Annotated in this window: 16 protein-coding genes; 8 read left to right on the plus strand and 8 right to left on the minus strand. The window is 71.0% G+C overall.

Features of this window, described 5'->3' with window-relative positions; all coding sequences use genetic code 11:
• Positions 1 to 47 precede the first annotated feature (47 nt).
• Positions 48 to 743, minus strand: coding sequence for a LuxR C-terminal-related transcriptional regulator (locus ACWEOW_RS23185; RefSeq protein ID WP_452271613.1), 696 nt, complete (start codon positions 741 to 743; stop codon positions 48 to 50).
• A complete protein-coding gene (locus tag ACWEOW_RS23190; RefSeq protein ID WP_452271614.1) occupies positions 740 to 2,434 on the minus strand; it encodes an ATP-binding protein in 1,695 nt (564 codons plus the stop codon). The genes ACWEOW_RS23185 and ACWEOW_RS23190 overlap by 4 nt, the downstream gene beginning before the upstream one ends.
• 125 nt (positions 2,435 to 2,559) lie before the next feature.
• Here ACWEOW_RS23190 and ACWEOW_RS23195 point away from each other — a divergent pair, with 125 nt between their 5' ends.
• From ACWEOW_RS23195 to ACWEOW_RS23205, 3 genes are all read left to right on the plus strand, one after another.
• On the plus strand, positions 2,560 to 3,936 hold the full coding sequence (locus tag ACWEOW_RS23195) for a PspC domain-containing protein (protein ID WP_452271615.1): 1,377 nt from the start codon (positions 2,560 to 2,562) through the stop codon (positions 3,934 to 3,936).
• 110 nt (positions 3,937 to 4,046) lie between these two features.
• Positions 4,047 to 4,643 carry a hypothetical protein gene (locus tag ACWEOW_RS23200; RefSeq protein ID WP_452271616.1) on the plus strand — a complete coding sequence of 199 codons (597 nt, stop codon included), beginning with the start codon at positions 4,047 to 4,049 and terminating at the stop codon, positions 4,641 to 4,643.
• 545 nt (positions 4,644 to 5,188) lie between these two features.
• A complete protein-coding gene (locus ACWEOW_RS23205) occupies positions 5,189 to 7,153 on the plus strand; it encodes a M13 family metallopeptidase (protein ID WP_452271617.1) in 1,965 nt (654 codons plus the stop codon).
• Positions 7,154 to 7,234: 81 nt separating this feature from the next.
• Here ACWEOW_RS23205 and ACWEOW_RS23210 read toward each other — a convergent pair whose 3' ends face one another.
• The 4 genes from ACWEOW_RS23210 to ACWEOW_RS23225 form a co-directional block, all read right to left on the minus strand.
• Positions 7,235 to 7,696, minus strand: a complete 462-nt coding sequence (locus tag ACWEOW_RS23210; RefSeq protein WP_452271618.1) for an SRPBCC family protein — start codon at positions 7,694 to 7,696, stop codon at positions 7,235 to 7,237.
• Between the two features lie 193 nt (positions 7,697 to 7,889).
• On the minus strand, positions 7,890 to 8,597 hold the full coding sequence (msrA, locus tag ACWEOW_RS23215) for a peptide-methionine (S)-S-oxide reductase MsrA (protein ID WP_452271619.1): 708 nt from the start codon (positions 8,595 to 8,597) through the stop codon (positions 7,890 to 7,892).
• Positions 8,598 to 8,844: 247 nt separating this feature from the next.
• Positions 8,845 to 10,113, minus strand: a complete 1,269-nt coding sequence (gene thrS, locus ACWEOW_RS23220; RefSeq protein WP_452271620.1) for a threonine--tRNA ligase — start codon at positions 10,111 to 10,113, stop codon at positions 8,845 to 8,847.
• A gap of 85 nt (positions 10,114 to 10,198) precedes the next feature.
• Entirely contained in the window at positions 10,199 to 10,390 is a 192-nt protein-coding gene (locus tag ACWEOW_RS23225; protein ID WP_452271621.1) for a hypothetical protein, read from the minus strand.
• A gap of 21 nt (positions 10,391 to 10,411) precedes the next feature.
• On the opposite strand from ACWEOW_RS23225, the gene ACWEOW_RS23230 reads away from it, so the two are divergent.
• The 3 genes from ACWEOW_RS23230 (at position 10,412) to ACWEOW_RS23240 (ending at position 14,542) form a co-directional block, all read left to right on the plus strand.
• A complete protein-coding gene (locus ACWEOW_RS23230) occupies positions 10,412 to 11,416 on the plus strand; it encodes a GNAT family N-acetyltransferase (protein WP_452271622.1) in 1,005 nt (334 codons plus the stop codon).
• Between the two features lie 488 nt (positions 11,417 to 11,904).
• Entirely contained in the window at positions 11,905 to 13,083 is a 1,179-nt protein-coding gene (locus tag ACWEOW_RS23235) for a cystathionine gamma-synthase (protein WP_452271623.1), read from the plus strand.
• Between the two features lie 91 nt (positions 13,084 to 13,174).
• A complete protein-coding gene (locus ACWEOW_RS23240) occupies positions 13,175 to 14,542 on the plus strand; it encodes a glutamate mutase L (RefSeq protein WP_452271624.1) in 1,368 nt (455 codons plus the stop codon).
• A 308-nt stretch (positions 14,543 to 14,850) separates the two neighbouring features.
• Here ACWEOW_RS23240 and greA read toward each other — a convergent pair whose 3' ends face one another.
• Positions 14,851 to 15,336, minus strand: coding sequence for a transcription elongation factor GreA (gene greA / locus ACWEOW_RS23245; RefSeq protein WP_452271625.1), 486 nt, complete (start codon positions 15,334 to 15,336; stop codon positions 14,851 to 14,853).
• 229 nt (positions 15,337 to 15,565) lie between these two features.
• Positions 15,566 to 15,937: a DUF4307 domain-containing protein gene (locus ACWEOW_RS23250; protein ID WP_452271626.1), complete on the minus strand. Its 372-nt coding sequence runs from the start codon at positions 15,935 to 15,937 to the stop codon at positions 15,566 to 15,568.
• Positions 15,938 to 16,150: 213 nt separating this feature from the next.
• On the opposite strand from ACWEOW_RS23250, the gene mca reads away from it, so the two are divergent.
• Together mca and ACWEOW_RS23260 are read left to right on the plus strand one after the other, a co-directional pair.
• Positions 16,151 to 17,233 carry a mycothiol conjugate amidase Mca gene (mca, locus tag ACWEOW_RS23255; RefSeq protein ID WP_452271627.1) on the plus strand — a complete coding sequence of 361 codons (1,083 nt, stop codon included), beginning with the start codon at positions 16,151 to 16,153 and terminating at the stop codon, positions 17,231 to 17,233.
• A complete protein-coding gene (locus tag ACWEOW_RS23260) occupies positions 17,233 to 17,511 on the plus strand; it encodes a hypothetical protein (RefSeq protein ID WP_452271628.1) in 279 nt (92 codons plus the stop codon). The genes mca and ACWEOW_RS23260 overlap by 1 nt, the downstream gene beginning before the upstream one ends.
• Positions 17,512 to 17,608: the final 97 nt, after the last annotated feature.

A 17,608-nucleotide genomic window follows, 5' to 3' on the forward strand; every position in this document is an offset into this window, starting at 1 on the left:
GCTGAGACGCCGGTGATCCTCAGCGACGTCGCTGAACCGGAGCACGCCTAGAGCAGACGGCGGCCCATCGCCCAGGCCGTCAGCTCGTGGCGCGAGCTGAGCTGCAGTTTGCGCAGCACCGAGCTCACATGTGTCTCAACGGTTTTCACCGAGATGAAGAGCTCTTTCGCGACTTCCTTGTACTGGTAGCCGCGGGCGATGAGGCGCATCACCTCGCGCTCGCGGGCCGACAGCCGGTCGAGCTCCTCGTCGATCTCGGCCACCTCTCCCGCCGCCGCGCCGAACGCGTCGAGGACGAAGCCGGCCAGGCGCGGGCTGAACACGGCGTCGCCATCGGCCACGCGACCGATGGCCGTGAGCAGCTCCTCGGCACTGATGGTCTTCGTCACATAGCCCCGGGCTCCGGCGCGGATCACGGCGATGACGTCCTCGGCCGCGTCCGACACGGACAGGGCCAGGAAGCGGACCGGCGTGCCCGCGGGGTTCTGCACTGCTGCGCAGGCGCGGATCACGTCGGCGCCGCCATGTCCGTCGCCGCCTGGGAGGTGCACGTCGAGGAGCACGACGTCAGGCTGCTCCTGGGTGATGACCTGCGTCGCGGACTCGACGGCGCCGGCCTCGCCGACGATCTCCAGGCGGTATGCCGCCGAGCTCGCCAGTGCGGTCAGCTCGGCGCGGACGCCGGTGCGGAACATGTGGTGGTCGTCGACGATGACGATGCGGATGGTCCGCCGCTCGGTCATGTGGGCTGCTCCTCGTTCTGCTTCGCCGGTGTCGTGGCGTGGCCGTTCGTCCCGCCCATTGTGGTGCCACCGGCACCATCGATGGGCTCCGGGCTCGGGTCGTGGCCGTTGCTCATGACGTCGGAGTGCCCTTCGGCCGTGGCGTGCGCCGGGTCGCCGCTCTGGTCGCCGCTCTGGTCGCCGCTCTGGTCGCTGCTCTGGTCGCTGCTCTGGTCGCTGCTCTGGTCGCCCGGCCGGTCCTCGGCCCCGCCCTCGGTCTTGCTGGCGGACGCGTCGTGGGTCCTGCCGGTGGACTTCCCGTTCGCCCGGACGTGCCCCTTGCCCTCGCCGTTGGCCTTGCCAGCGTCCTTGGCGTCCTTGCCGTTCGAGGCAGGAGACGGCTCGGACACGGGCAGCCGCAGCTCGATCTCGGTGCCGTCGGGACGCCGCCGGATCCGGGCGGACCCGCCGTGTCGCTCCATCCGCCCGATGATCGACTCACGGACGCCCGCCCGGTCGTCCGGCACATCCGTGAGGTCGAAACCCGAGCCGTGGTCGCGGACGAACGCTTCCACGACGTCCGGGCCCACCTCGACGTAGGCGCTCACGGGTGGTTCGCCGTGGCGCACGGCGTTCCAAGCCGCCTCGCGCACCGCCTTGACGAGCGCGTCGAGGTGCTCGTCCATCGGGCGGTCGCCGGTGACGACGAGCTGGACGGGCACGCCGTGGAGGTCCTCGACCTCACCGAGCGCGGCGGTCAGGGCGGCTCCGAGGGTGCCCGCGCGGGCGTCCTCGTCATAGAGGTAGGTGCGCAGCTGGCGCTCCTGAGCCCGGGCCAGCCGGGCCACCGTCGCGGCGTCTCCGCTCTGGCGCTGGATGAGCGCGAGCGTCTGGAGCACCGAGTCGTGCAGGTGAGCGGCGATGTCCGCGCGCTCGGTGGCCCGGATGCGGGCGGCCTGCTCGACGCGCAGGTTGCTCCACAGCCGCAGGATCCACGGTGCGGAGAGCACGGTGACGCCGACGAGCGCGGCGAGCACGGCGCCGGCCACCTGCCCGAGCTCGGCGAGGTTCGTGCCGCGCACCAGCAGCCCGACGAGGCCGAGGATGGTCAGGCTCAGCCCGACCAGGAGCCAGATCCAGCGCACCGGCCGCCTGGAGCCGAGGGCGTCGGTCTCGTCCAGCTGCGACCAGAAGAAGATCGCCCCGATGGCGATGGCGACGATCGGCAGGATCACCTCGGCGTGGACGTCGAAGCCCACGCTTCCGAGCCAGAGCGCGCCGGCGACGGCGAGGGCCGCGACTCCGAGGAGGGTGATGACGACCGCCTGGTTGCCGCTGCGCAGCCACGTGCGCAGCGCCGCGAGGTCGAGCCGGTGCCGGGGTGCGGAGGTGGTGGACGTGTAGGCGCCAGGTGCCGTCGCCGCCGAGCCTGCCGAGCTAGCCGCGACGGCCGGGTCGACGTCCAGCGCCTCGCGCATCGTGGCCCAGAGGAAGACGTAGACGACGAGGCCCGCACCGAACGGGATGCTCGTCAGCACGAACCCGATCCGCACCCAGCCGACCGGCAGGCCGAGGTGCCCCGCCACTCCCGCAGCGACGCCGGCGATGACGCGGCCGTCCCGTGGACGCGCGAGGGGAGGCCGGGGCGTCGTCCGCCACGTCGGGTCGACCGGCGCGCTCCCGCCTCCACCCTGCTCGTATGCCGTCTGCACCCTTCCATCCTCGCCCACCTCAGGGGGTGGCGGCGACCCTCGGGGCCGGGTTTGGGGGTTGCGTCAGGGTCCGTTCAGGGTCGACCCTCATGGTTGCCGCCGGACCGAACGGACACTCTGGTGACATGACGAAAAGCAACGGCACCCCTCCGCAGCAGGGGCACGGTCTGGACGGTTTCTACGAGGCACTCCGTCGTCCGGGGATCGTGCGGAGCTCCGACGGCAAGTGGTTCGCCGGAGTGTCGACGGGCCTGGCCCGTTGGCTGGGTGTCGACCCGCTCATCGTCCGTGCGGGCTTCATCCTCTTCTCGATCTTCTTCGGGATGGGTGTGGCGCTCTACCTGACGCTCTGGCTGCTCATGCCGGACGAGCGCGGCGAGATCCACATCGAGCGCGCGCTCAAGCACGGCGAGGGGAGCTCGATCTTCCTGCTCATCGTCACGGCGATCTCGGTCCTCGGCGGCGGCCCCTGGTGGGGTGGTGACACGCAGGGCCTACGGTTCGGGGGCTTCATCCTCGTCGCCGTGCTCGCGTGGTACTTCCTCACCCGCACCGACCGTGGTCGCGACCTCATCGGCTGGCCATGGAGCGAGGGTGCTCAGGGCCGGAGCGGATCGACCAGCTCGACCGGCTCGACCGGATCGACCGTGGGTTCGAGTGACGCCGGCAGCGCCGGGTCGTCCGCGGGCACGGGATCGACGGGCAACGCCGCCGCCAACGCCGGCGCGGCGATGACCGGGCAGCGCACGGCCACCCCTCAGACCGGGCCGGCCTGGACGAAGCCGGCCCCCGTTCGCGCCCCCCGCGAGCACGTCCGCTCCATCGGCTTCGCGGCCGGAATGCTCGTTCTCGGTGCCGCAGTCCTCACCGGCGCCCTGTTCACGCAGCTCGCCAAGGCCGGGGACTGGCTCGGCAACCCGATCGCGATCGGCATCGCCGCAGGGCTCGGCGTCCTCGGGCTCGGCATCCTCGTGGCCGGCATGGCCGGCCGGCGGTCCGGCGGCCTGGCCCTGTTCGCCTGGCTCGGCATCTTCGGCGCGGTCTTCGCGTCCGCGGCGCCGGTGGGTCTGACCCAGCCGTGGCAGATCGGTGAGCGCGACTTCGCCCCGACATCCGCCTCGCAGCTGACCGACTACCAGGTCACCATGGGCAACCTCCAGCTCGACCTGAGCAAGCTGACCAAGGCCGAGCTGGCCACCACCCCTGAGCCCGACACCGTCAAGGCCACCGTCGGCCTGGGCGAGCTCGACATCGTCGTCCCGAAGGACATGCACGTCGTCGTCAACTCCAAGGGACGCGCGGGTGAGGTCGTCGCGACCGACGCCAACACCCCGAGCATCGAGACCGGGATGCGGAAGACCGGCACCAACGAGTACACGACAGACGGCGTGCACTGGCAGCAGACCGTCAGCTACGGCGCCGAGAACCAGCCCACCGACCTCGTGGTCGACGCTGAGGTCGGCCTCGGCTCGATCCAGATCAGCACGGCGAGTGCGTCATGAGCAGGCCGGGGACCGATCCCGAGAGCGCACGCGAACGCCAGGACACCACAGACACCAACGACGTCGAGTCGACCTCCGAAGCCTCGACTCCAGCACTGGAGACAACTGACATGAGTGACAACGAGATCCGCCCTGGCGACCACACGCAGGAGTTCAGCGACCCGACGGCCGAGCCGACGCCGGAGCCAGCTGCATCGGCGGGCACGACAAGCCTCTCCTCGCAGCTCGGCTGGCCCGAGATGCCGGCTTCGACGTCGCCCGCGAGCCCGGCCTCGAGCGCGGTGCCGTCGGGGGTCGGAGCCGGGTCGACGTCGCCTATCCCCACAACCGCGACGCGCGAGGTGCCTGCCGCCCGGCCGTTCCGGGTCGAGCCCGCCACGCCGGTGCCGGACGATGTCGTCACCGAGCCAGACCCGCTGCCCGGCAGCGGTCTCCCGCACCTGCCCCCGCCCACCGCTCCGGCGCCCGTGGCGGGACCGCAGGAGCCGACCCGTCCCGCCCTCGTCGTCGTGCGGCGCGGTCCGCGCCCCGGCGCGATCATGCTCGGCCTGCTGAGCATGATCGTCGCCGCCTACGTCCTGGTGGCCAACCTCACCGACACCGACGTCAACCTGCGCCTGGTCGGCCCGCCGATGATCGGGGCCTTCGGCGGGATGCTGCTCATCGTGGGGCTGGTCGGCGTCATCACCGGTCGTATGCGCCGCTGAACCATGGAGCCGGCGCCCGCGCCGGGATGCCGCTGGGTCGGGAAGACGGGACCCGACCCAGCGGCATTCGCCTGCCCAGCCTGCGACCTGCGACCTGCGGCCTGCAGCCTGGGCCGGGCCCTAGCGCGCGTGCCCTCCGGGCGCTGCCCCTCAGAATCCGCCTGACCTGTCTGGTCGAGTGGGCGCCCCGTCCCACCAGTCCCAGCCGTGGGCCGGGTTCGGGTGTGACGGGTGGGACGGGGCCGCCCACTCGACGACCAGGGGGGCCTCGCGTCGCCCCTTCGAACCCGCCTGACCTGTCTGGTCGAGTGGGCGCCCCGTCCCACGAGGCCCAGCCGTGGGCCGGGTTCGGGTGTGACGGGTGGGACGGGCCGCCCACTCGACGAAGAACGGGAGGAGGGAAGGCCGGACGGCAGACGCCGGGGCCGTTCTGGGGTCCCAAGACATCGCCCCACTCTCGACGCCAAGGAGCCGGGACGGCATACGGCGCGGTTAGGCTCCTCGTGGGCCCGACATGCGGGCGGTCTGAGAGAAGGGGAGTCACCGTGGTCCTGAAGTCCGGAATCAACCTCGAGGCGTTCGACCGGTCGACGCGTCCCCAGGACGACCTCTTCCGGTTCGTCAACGGGACGTGGCTCGACACGACGGAGATCCCGGATGACCGCGCCCGGTTCGGCACCTTCGACATCCTGCGTGAGCAGTCGACGTCGCGTGTTCGCGACCTCATCGAGGACGCCGCGGCCGCCCACGACTGGCCAGACGGCTCACCGGCCCGGCAGGTCGGCGACCTCTACGCGAGCTTCATGGACACCGCCCGGATCGAGGACCTCGGCCTCACCCCGCTCGAGCCCCTGCTGTCCGAGGTCGCAACCGTCACCAGTGCGGAGGCGCTCGGCGGCGCCCTCGGGCGGCTGGCCCGCGCCGGGGTCAGCGGGGTGCTGCATCACTGGGTCAGCCCCGACGAGCGGTCTCCCGAGGACTACGTCGTCTATCTCGAGCAGGGCGGGCTCGGGCTGCCGGACGAGTCGTTCTACCGCGAGGAGAAGTACGCCGACATCCGGACTGCGTATGTGGCGCACGTCGGCCGGCTGCTGGCGCTCGCCGGGATTCCGGACGCCGAGGGCAAGGCCGACCGGGTCATGGCACTGGAGACGCGCCTCGCGTCGTCGCACTGGGACAACGTGACCAACCGCGACGCGATCAAGACCTACAACGCGCACACCTACGACGAGGCAAAGGCGCTTGCGCCCCAGTTTCCTTGGGACGCTTGGCTTTCCGGGATGAGCTCCCCGGATGGCACGTTCGCCAAGGTGGTCGTGAGGCAGCCGAGCTTCGTCACGGCGCTCGGCGAGGCCGTCGAGTCGGCCGACATCGCCGACTGGCAGGCCTGGCTGACCTGGCACGTCCTGTCCGAGTTCGCCTCGCTGCTGCCCCAGGCCTTCGTCGACGAGGACTTCGACTTCTTCGGCCGGACTCTGTCGGGCCAGCCGGAGAACAAGGAGCGGTGGAAGCGCGGCGTCGCCGTCGTCGAGGGCTGCATCGGCGAGGCGGTCGGGCAGCTCTATGCCGAGCGGTGGTTCCCGCCGGCCGCCAAGGAGCGGATGCAGGAGCTCGTGGCGAACCTCGTCGAGGCCTTCCGACGGTCGTTCGGCTCGCTCGCCTGGATGGGACCCGAGACGCGCGACCAGGCCATCGACAAGCTCGACGCGTTCACCCCCAAGATCGGCTACCCCGATCGCTGGCGAGACTACTCGTCGATCGAGATCAGCCCCGAAGATCTCGTCGGAAACGTCTGTCGTGCAACGGCTTTCGAGGTCGACCGCAACTTCGGCAAGATCGGGCAGCCGATCGACCGCACGGAATGGTTCATGCTGCCGCAGACGGTCAACGCGTACTACATGCCGTCGATGAACGAGATCGTCTTCCCGGCCGCGATCCTGCAGCCACCGTTCTTCGACGTCGAGGCCGACGACGCCGTCAACTATGGCGGCATCGGCGCCGTGATCGGGCACGAGCTCGGTCATGGCTTCGACGACCAGGGCTCGCGCTACGACGGCACCGGAACGCTGCGCGACTGGTGGACCGAGGCCGACCGGGAGCGCTTCGACGGTCTGTCGCAGCGCCTCATCGAGCAGTTCAGTACGTACACCCCTGCCGGTCTCGACGCCTCGCACAAGGTGAACGGCGGGCTCACGGTCGGGGAGAACATCGGCGACCTCGGAGGTCTGCAGATCGGCTACTCGGCGTACCGCATCGCGAGCGAGCAGGACGGCATGGCCGAGATCGACGGGTTCAGCGGCCCGCAGCGGTTCTTCATCGGCTGGGCTCAGGTGTGGAGGGGCAAGTCCCGTGAGGCAGAGGCGATTCGGCTGCTCGCGATCGACCCGCACTCACCGCAGGACATCCGGGGGAATGCCGTCCGCAACGTGAGTCAGTTCCATGACGCTTTCGGCACGACCGCGGACGACGGCATGTGGCTCCCCGAGCCCGAACGGGTTCAGATCTTCTAGCCGGGCGAGCACCCCGGTCGGACCGGCCGAGGTCCGCCGGGGTCCGCCCGGGTCGGCGGCCGAGGCCGACGCGCCGCGGGCTCAAGGGGTCTCGGCGGCGCTCTTGAGCCGGGCCAGGCCCTTCTCGAAGTCGGGGCCGATCAGCTTCTCCATCGACCAGAACTTGCTCATCATCCGCATGACGACGTTCTGCGGCCCGGTCATCGCCCACTCGACACGGGTGCCGTCGCCGGTCGGTGTCAGCGTGAAGTCGACCTGGTTGTGTGCCTTCATCGGCGAGGCGAAGAGCAGGTCGACGCCGACGTGCTGGGGCTCCGACGCGGTGATCTCCATCCGCCCCTCGCCGGCCTGACGGTTCCCCTTCCAGGCGTAGGTCGCCCCGACGCCGGCGGCCGGCCCGGCATACGCGCGGTCCATGGCGGGGTCGAGACCCTCCCACGGCGACCATTTCTGCCACTCGTGCAGGTCGTTGATCAGGGCGTGCACCCGCTCCGGGGATGCCGCGACGGTCGTCTCGCGGCTGATGTGGAATGTCTTCGCCATGCAGGGAATCCTGCCAGCCGGGGCGTCAGAAGCAACACACCGAGCAGTCGGCAGCTCCGACGGTTATAACCGCCAGGAGAGTGCGGCTGCTCGGTGTGTTGCGCGCGGCGACGTAGGTGCGGCGCGCCGAGGCAGACGTATGCCGCCCGGCCGGCCGGGCGGCATACGTCCCAGGTGTGGGCGGCGGGCGCCGTCACTGCACCGGCGGCGCGATCTCCTGCTGCGAGGGCAGCTGGTCCTGGCGGACGATGCCGACCGGGCAGGTCATGCCGTTGGGGCCGTGGTTGCAGTAGCCGCCGGGGTTCTTGTGGAGGTACCCCTGGTGGTAGTCCTCGGCGAGGTAGAAGGGCCCCGCGTCCTTGGCCGAGCGGATCTCCGTGGTGATCTCGCCGTAGCCGTTGTCGTGGAGCACCTCCTGGAAGGCGTCGCGGGTGGCCACCGCCGCGGCCTCCTGCCCAGGGGTCGTCCAGTAGATCGCCGAGCGGTATGCCGTGCCGATGTCGTTGCCCTGCCGGTTGGCCGTCGTCGGGTCGTGGTTCTCCCAGAACGCCTTGAGCAGCATCTCGGGCGACGTCTTCGTGGGGTCGTAGACCACGCGGACCGTCTCGGCGTGGCCGGTGAGGCCGGTGCAGGTCTCCTCGTAGGTGGGGTTCTGGGTGTAGCCGCCCATGTAGCCGACGGCCGTCGCGATCACCCCGGGCTGCCGCCAGAAGATCCGCTCGACACCCCAGAAGCAGCCCATCGCCACGTAGATCACCTCGGAACCGTCGGGCCAGGGCCCGTCGATGGGGGTGCCGAGGACGACGTGCGTCGGGTTCACGGCGAACGGCCTCTCGTCGCGTCCGCGCAGCGCCTCGTCGCGGGTGGGCATCGTGGTCTTCCTGCCGAATCCGAACACCATTCCAGTGTCACATCCTTGCTCGTAGCCGTCCTTGCGTGGATAGAACACCGCAGGCCACCCGCGTATGCCGCCCGGACCCGTCCCGGGGTCCCGCCGCGCCGGCTCCCCGGGTCCCTCGCGTTCCGCAACACACCGAGCAAAGGCAAACTCAGGCGGAAATAACCGTCGACGTTTGCGGTTGCTCGGTGTGTTGCAGAAAGGGGGCGTCGGGGGCAGCCCGTCGGAGGGGGCCATCCTCGGGGAGGGATCAGGCGTCCCAGGCGACCAGCCGGCGCCGCTGGGCTCGGGCGTCGAGGACCCGGTCCACGAGCCGGGCCGCCGGCAGGACGCCGCGGAAGCCCGCGGCGACGTCGGTGACCTGCACGCTGCCGGCGGCCGCCTCCCTCTCGCCGACCACGGCGACGAGCGCGACGCGGCGCCGACGGGCCTCTCGGACGCGCGCCCCGAGGGAGTCGTCGCAGAGCAGCTCGACCCGGACGCCGTGGCCGCGCATGACCTCGACCAGCGACCGAGCGGCGTCGTCCTGTCCCGCTGACACCGGGAGGACGGCCACCTGGACGGGAGCCAGCCAGAGCGGCATACGCCCGTCGTAGCGCTCGAGGAGCGCGGCGACGACCCGCTCCATCGACCCGACGGTGCCGCGGTGGATCATGACGACACGGTGCTGCTCGCCGTCCTCGCCGTGGTAGGTCAGGTCGAAGCCCTCGGGCTGGTTGAAGTCGATCTGGACGGTCGCGATGGTCTCCTCGCGCCCTCGGGAGTCGTACACCTGGAGATCGAACTTCGGGCCGTAGAAGGCGGCCTCGCCGGGTGCCTCGACGAGGGGCAGCCCGTGGGTCTCGAGGATGGCGCGGCCCGACTCGCGCAGCGCGGCCTCAGCCTGGTCCCACTGCTCCCGGGTGCCGAGCCACGCGTCGGAGTCGTCTCGCATCGACAGCCGCACGTGGTCCACGGGCAGGCCGAGGATGCGCTGCGCCTCCAGGGCGGTGCGCAGCCCGCGGGCCGCCTCGTCACCGGCCTGGTCGGGCCGGCAGAAGACGTGGGTGTCATCGAGGCTGATCTGGCGCACCCGGGTCAGTCCCGAGACGACGCCCGAGCGTTCGGCCCGGAACATCGGTGCCAGCTCGTTGAGGCGCAACGGCAGCTCCCGGTACGAGTGACGGCGCGCGGCGTAGATGAGGGCGTGGTGCGGACAGTTCGCGGGTCGCAGCACGAGCTCGTCGTCACCGACGAGCATGGTCGGGAACATGTCGTCCGCGAACTTGGTCCAGTGCCCTGAGCGCTCGAACAGGGCACGCTTGCCGAGGACGGGCGAGTAGACACCGACACAGCCGTCGCGGTCGGCGAGGTCCTTGGCGAGGCGCTCCAGCTCCGACCGGATCACCGCACCCGCAGGCAGCCAGAGCGGCAGGCCGGACCCGGCGAGCGGGTTGGTGGCGAAGACGTCGAGGTCGCGGTTCAGAACCCGATGGTCCGGCAGATCGGCGAGGTCGTCGCCCGGATTGGGTTGCTCCATGGTCGGCTCCAGATGGTTGGGCCCCGTCGGACCCTGGCCACATCGCCCGGGAGCCGACTCCGGGGCGATGGGTGAGCAGTGAGGCTCAGTGCAGCATCGATGCGCCGGAGGGATCCGGCGTCGTCGTCTGCTGCTGGCGGTACATGTTCCGAGGGTAGGTGCCCGGGAACACACCGAGCAAACGCAAATCCCGCCAGTAATAACCGCCGGTGTATGCCGTTGCCGGGTGTGTTGCGTCGATGTGGCGGTTGGGAAAAGGCGTGGCTGGTGCGCGCATGGCTTCGCGAGGATGTGCGCCATGAGCCTGCACGTCGACGAGATCGACCTCGCGCCCGGCGACCCGGTCAGCGAGGCCTGGGTCGCGGTCCACAACACCGCCAGCCGTCACAGCTGGGGGGACGACGCCCAGCAGATCGGGATCGAGGAGATCCTCGACATCGCGCCGCGTCGTGCCGAGGCCCGCAGGTCGTTCGGGATCTGGCTCGGCGACGGTGACGACCGTATGCCGGTCGCCGCGGCCCAGACCGTGCGGCACACGCGCGAGAACACCGAGACCGGCGGCATCTGGCTCTCGGTCGACCCCGCCCACCGGCGTCGGGGTCTGGGCTCGATGCTTCTCGCCCACTGCGAGCAGGTGCTTCGCGACGAGGGGTGCACTCGAGTCCACGACCACACCGAGTCACCGGTGGAATCAGGCGACGCGGCAACGGATTTCGCCCTCGCGCGAGGTTACCGGACCACGCAGGTCGACCTCAGGCAGAAGCTCGTTCTCCCGTTGGACGACGAGCGGTTGGCCACGTTCGCGCCGGGCCTCGACCCGGCGGCATACGTCATCGAGACAGCCGTCGACGGCCTCCCGGAGGAATGGCTCGAGGACCGTGCCCTGCTGTCGCGGCGCATGAGCACCGACGCCCCCACCGGCGACATCGACCTCGCCGAGGAGGACTGGGATGCCGACCGAGTCAGGCGGCTGTGGAACACGCCGAGCCCGATCTGGGCCGTCGAGTCGGTGGCGCGGCATGTCCCGTCGGGCCACCTCGTGGGCTTCACCGACCTCGTCGTCCGCCCGAGCATGCCCGACGTTGCGATCCAGACCGACACGCTCGTGCTGCGCGAGCACCGGGGCCACGCTCTCGGGCTGGCCATGAAGGTCGCCAACCTGCGGGCGCTGCAGAGTGAGAAGCCCGCCGTCCGGGGTGTGCACACCTGGAACGCCGATACGAACGCCCACATGATCGCGATCAACCGGCAGCTGGGATTCCGGGTCGCCGGCTGGTCGAGGGAGTGGGCCAAGGACCTGTGACCCGCCGGAGGGTCCTGAGTCCGTCCGGAGGTACTAGGACCAAAGCCCGATAGCGTCTGCCCACCCGGTCGACGCACCGTGAGACCCACCAGACCGCAGCCCGCCGGGCACCCGGCGGCAGGACCCAGGACGCGGACGCCGCGGGTGTGACGCATCGGCCACTCGAGGGTCGAGTGGGCGCTCGGTCAGGGCGCGGGCGGGGGGACGCGGACGACGTGGGTGTGACGCATCGGCCACTCGAGGGTCGAGTGGGCGCTCGGTCACGGCGCGGGCGGGGGGACGCTGACGACGTGGGTGTGACGCATCGGCCACTCGAGGGTCGAGTGGGCGCTCGGTCACGGGGCGGGCAGGGGGACGCGGACGCTGTGGGTGTGACGCATCGCCCACTCGAGGGTCGAGTGGGCGCTCGGTCACGGGAGGGTCGAGTGGGCGCGCCCGCGCCGCGAGGGCATGAGCCGGGCTATGCCCGGTGGCATAGGCTCGGCAGCATGTCTGACGAGCACGGCTTCTCCACGCGCGCCATCCACGCTGGCCAGGAGGCGGACCCCCAGACGGGTGCCGTGGTCCCGCCGATCTACCAGGTCTCGACGTACAAGCAGGACGGCATCGGCGGCTTCCGCAACGGGTACGAGTACAGCCGCTCGGCGAACCCCACCCGGACGGCCCTGGAGGAGTGCGTCGCCGCACTCGAGGGCGGCAGCCGGGGCTTCGCGTTCGCCTCGGGCCTTGCCGGTCAGGACACGGTGGCGCGGGCGCTGCTCGTCCCCGGCGACCACGTGGTCGTCCCGAACGACGCCTACGGCGGCACGTACCGGTACTTCAACCGGGTCGCGAGGCCCCAGGGCATCGACCACTCGATCGCGCACATGGGGGACCTCGACTCGGTGCGCTCGGCCATCGTCCCGGGCCGCACCAAGATGGTCTGGGTCGAGACGCCGACCAACCCGCTGCTCGGCATCGCCGACATCGAGGCCATCGCGGCCATCGCGCACGAGGCGGGCGCGGTCCTCGTCGTCGACAACACCTTCGCAACGCCCTACCTGCAGAGCCCGATCGCGCTCGGCGCCGACATCGTCACCCACTCGACGACCAAGTATGCCGGTGGGCACAGTGACGTCGTCGGCGGCGCCGTCGTGACGGCGCCGCACATCGCCGTGGCAGGATACGACGATGCTGAGGAGCGAATCGCCTTCCACCAGAACAGTATTGGTGGAGTAGCGGGTCCGTTCGACTCGTGGCTCACGCTGCGAGGCCTCAAGACGCTGGCCGTCCGCATGGAGCGTCACTGCGACAACGCCGAGAAGGTCGTCGAGTTCCTCGAGAGCCACGACGGTGTGTCACAGGTCCTCTACCCGGGTCTGGCGACGCACGCGAACCACGACGTCGCCGCGCGGCAGATGAAGCGCTTCGGCGGCATGGTGTCGTTCCGGATGCGCCGTGGCGAGGATGCCGCAGTGAAGGCGTGTGGCACCGTGCAGCTGTGGACCCTGGGTGAGTCACTCGGTGGCGTCGAGGCGCTCATCGAGCATCCGGCCCGGATGACCCACCAGTCGGTCGCCGGCACCGAGCTCGAGGTGCCCGCCGACCTGATCCGGCTCTCCGTCGGCATCGAGGACGTCGACGACCTCATCGCGGACCTCCGCGAGGCGCTGGACATCCACGGCTGAGCGGGCACGGCTCAGCGCTCGCGCGGCACCCCGGCACACGGCATACGCACACCCACCGCACCCACGCACACAGACGGCATACGACTCACGCATGACGATTCTCGCTGTCGACTTCGGGTCGACGTTCACCAAGGGCGCCCTGCTCGCCGACGATGGGACCCTCATCGGGACCGCGTCGACGCCGACGACCGGGCCGCAGGCGTCGGCGAACGGCCGAGGCGACATCCTCGACGGCTACCGGACGCTGCGGGCGCGCCTCGGCGTGCCGGCTGAGGCGGTGGTGCACGCGTGCTCCAGCGCGGGCGGAGGGCTGCGTCTCGCGGTCGTCGGCTATGAACGCACCGTCACCGCGCAGGCCGGCCATCGCGTGGGCCTGTCGGCCGGCGCCAAGGTCGTGCATGTCGCAGCGGGTGAGCTGACGACGCGCGACGTCGCCGACATCCGCGGCGTTCGGCCCGACATCGTCCTGCTCGTCGGCGGCACCGACGGTGGGAACTCGAACGTGTTGCTGCACAACGCCGCTCGTCTAGCCAAGGGTGCGATCGGTGGCCACGGCGCGCACGCGGTGCCCGTCGTGGTCGCCGGCAACCTGGACGCGCGCGACGAGGCGATCGGCGTGCTCGCCACGACGGCCCGCCCGACCATCCCCGCGGCCAACGTCCTCCCGCAGATCGGGGTCATCGCACCCGAGTCGGCGCGAGCCGCGATCCGCGAGGCGTTCCTGCGCCACGTGATCGGCGGCAAGGGGCTCTCGCGCGACAGCGCGTTCGGCGACATGGTCGAAGCCGCCACGCCCGACGTCGTCCTGCGCGGGGTCGAGGCACTCGCCGAGGTCGCGGACGGCGACGTCATGGTCGTCGACATCGGCGGCGCGACGACCGACGTCTACTCGTGCATCACCCCCGAGGGCGAGGACGCCTCCCTGCGCAAGGACGTCGTCGCCCCGCTGTGGCATGCGCGCACCGTCGAGGGTGACCTCGGCATGCGCTGGAACTCGCTCGGCGTCGTCGAGGCGGCCGAGGCCGAGCGGCTCCTCGACTCCGTCGCGGACGCCGACGCCGTCCGTGCATATGCCGTCCGCGTCCACGAGAGCCCCGGCTCGCTTCCCGTCGACGACCGCGAACGGGGCCTCGACCTCGAGCTGGCCCGGCTGGCGGCACTCGTCGCCGTGCGCCGCCATGCCCGGCCCGCGCAGCCCACCGAGTCACCGCGGCCGTTGGCGAACGCCACCACTCTGGTCGGCTCGGGCGGCGTCCTGCGACACACCGACGCCGCAGGTCGCGAGGAGGTGCTCGGGGCGGTGCTCGGCGACCACGCCGGCGGCTGGAAGGTGCCGCGGGCGGCGCGCGCGCGCGTCGACACGGCATACCTGCTGTTCGCGGCGGGGCTGCTCGCCGAGCGGAACCCGGGCATCGCCCGAACGGTCGCCCAGCAGGTCCTCACCCCGCCCGCGGACTGAAGCCCGTCGAGTCTGGTGGGTCTGGTGGGGCTGGTAGGGCTGGGCGCCCACTCGACGGTGGGGAGGGCATCGGCGTCCGGCGCTCCAATTCGGTCGAATGAGCGCGCCGTCACACGGGTCACTCCCGTCCCACGGGGAGGCCCTGGGCCCTGGGGCTGGTGGGGCTGGGCGCCCACTCGACCGTGGGGAGGGCGTGCCCAGGGGGCTGGTGGGGCTGGGCGCCCACTCGACGGTGGGGGCGACGGCGCCGGGAATGCGGCGGGCCGGGTCCCCGTAGGAGACCCGGCCCGTGCGGTGTGGCGCGAGGCTCAGCCGGTGTAGGGCTTCGCAGCGAGGATCGTCACAGCGATCGTCTTGCCGTTCGGCGCTTCGTAGGACGTCTTGTCGCCGACGCTCTTGCCGTTCACGGCGGCGCCCATCGGCGACTTCTCGGAGAACACCTGCAGGTCGGACCCGTCCGCGATCTCGCGGTTGCCGAGCAGGAAGGTCTCCTCGTCGCCGAAGATCTCGACGGTCACGACCATGCCGGGCTCGACGATGCCATCGTCAGCAGGGGTCTCGCCGATCGTCGCATTGTGCAGCAGCTCGGTGAGCTGGCGGATGCGGGCCTCCATTTTGCCCTGCTCCTCGCGCGCGGCGTGGTACCCGCCGTTCTCCTTGAGGTCGCCCTCCTCGCGGGCCTCCTCGATCTTGCGCGCGATATCGATGCGACCTTCGCCCGTCAGCTGGTCGAGCTCCGCCTTGAGGCGGTCATAGGCCTCCTTGGTCAGGAAGCCAGCGGCAGTCTCGGTCACTGTTGTCACTCCTTGGATGGACCGACGCCCACGCGGTGCTCGCGTGGGCGCCTACATAACTGAAGGGCCCGACCGTGTTGTCGCCGACTCGTGTTGCCGGCTGGCGACGGGTCCGGACCCTTGGTGAAGCAACCAGGATAACAAAGTGAGGTTGCATTCACGTAGTTCGCCGTTTACCCGGGGGACCGCCCGCGGACGCCCGACAGCCTCGAATCGGCAGCTCAGACCGTCAGGAGCAGGTGCGGACCTGGCCGGTGACGGCCCGCGAGGTGGTGCGCAGGCTCGCGGTCTCGGTCGAGGTCTCGTCGCCGCTCGCCGGGACCTGGACCTGGCTCGTGCCGACCACGCTGAAGTCGCGCGCAAGAGCCTCGACCGTGCAGGTCAGCGCCTTGCCACCGGGGCGGCTGACTTCGAACGTGACGCGGACGTTCTGGTCGTCGACGACCTTGTAGCCGGTCGTCTGCCAGCTTGGCTGCCCGAGCGTGGCCGACAGTCCGAACCACACGGCGAGCGCGATGCCCGCCGCGATGCCGAGGGTGCCGATGACCCACCACTTGGTCGTGCCGGGAGCGGGGCGGGGCAGGGTCGTGCGGGACGGCATACGGGTCCTGGCGGTTCGGGCCCGGGCGTGGGGCGCCGCGGGGGAGTGAGAGGATGGCGAACGGGTCAAGTGTCCCCCATGCAGGGACGGCCCGATGCGGCGCCCGGCCATCGGCCGGTGACGTCACCGAGCGACGCCGCCGGCCGGCGTGCGGCGCCGGGCAGCGACACGACAGACGACACGACAGACGTGATGGAACGACCAGGGAGCCACGTGGCCAAGGGCATGCGGTTGATGGCGGTGCACGCGCACCCCGACGACGAGTCGAGCAAGGGCGCCGCGACGACGGCGAAGTACGTCGCCGAGGGGGCGTCCGTCATGGTCGTCTCGTGCACCGGCGGCGAGCGCGGCGACATCCTCAACGAGAAGCTCAAGAACGACCCCCACATCCTGCGCGACCTCGCCCAGGTGCGGCGCGACGAGATGAAGGCCGCCCAGGATGTGCTCGGCTGCGAGCACACCTGGCTGGGCTTCGTCGACTCGGGCCTGCCCGAGGGCGACCCGCTCCCACCCCTGCCGCCGGGCTGCTTCGCGCTGGAGGACCTCGAGGTGACCACCGAGGCGCTCGTGCGCGTGATCCGGGCGTGGCGCCCGCACGTCATGACGACGTACGACGAGAAGGGCGGCTACCCCCACCCCGACCACATCATGTGCCACACGGTCGCGATGGCGGCGTTCGAGGCCGCGGGCGACCCGGCGCGGTTCCCGCACGCGGGCGAGCCGTGGCAGCCGCTCAAGATCTACTACAACGGCGGGTGGAACAAGGAGCGCCTGACGCGCATCCACGACGCCATGCTCGAGGCGGGACTCGAGAGTCCGTATGCCGAGTGGCTGGCCAACTGGAAGCCGCGCCGGGCGGGGCGCCCCACGACGACGATCGACTGCGGCGCCTATTTCGAGACCCGGGACCGTGCGCTGCTGGCCCACGCCACGCAGATCGACCCCGACGGCTTCTGGTTCCAGGTGCCGCTGGAGATCCAGCGGACGGTGTGGGGCTTCGAGGAGTTCGAGGCTGCCCTGTCCTACGTGCCGGTCGCCGACGGGGAGGACGACCTGTTCGCGGGCCTCGAGAGCCCGGCCGCGGCGGACGCGCTGGCCACGAGCACGGGCCTGGCCGTCGTCCACGACGGGCGTCTCCCGGAGTCGTCCGCGCCCGAGATCGCCCTGGTCCCGTCCGGGAGCGACACGGTCGAGGGTGACAGTGGCGACAGTGCGGAGACCCACGCTGACACGCACTCCGAGACGCATTCCGAGGAACATTCCGGTGCGCACGGCGGCACGGGGCAGGAGGCCTGATGAGCGGCGGCGGCACTCTTCCGATCGGCCCCGGCATCTGGGGCTTCATCGCCTTCTTCGTGCTCGCGGTGGCCCTGTGGTTCCTGGTGCGCAACATGAACGCCCGGCTCCGGCGGATGGCCTACCGCGACCGCGAGGAGACCGAGGCCGACTCGCTGACCACACCGGGCGGCGAGCACTCCGAAGAGGCCGGGGTGGACGGGCCCGCCGAGGGTGACCAGCCGGAGGGCAACGGCGCCGACGGCGAGGCCCCGTCCGACGGTCGAGCTCGCTCCTAGGTCCCGCAGGTCGGGCGCAGACCTTCAGGTCCGGCGTGCGCTCATCCGCAACACACCGAGAAACGGCCTGCTTCGACGGTAATAACCGTCGAAGCAG

Source organism: Monashia sp. NPDC004114 (assembly GCF_053603855.1).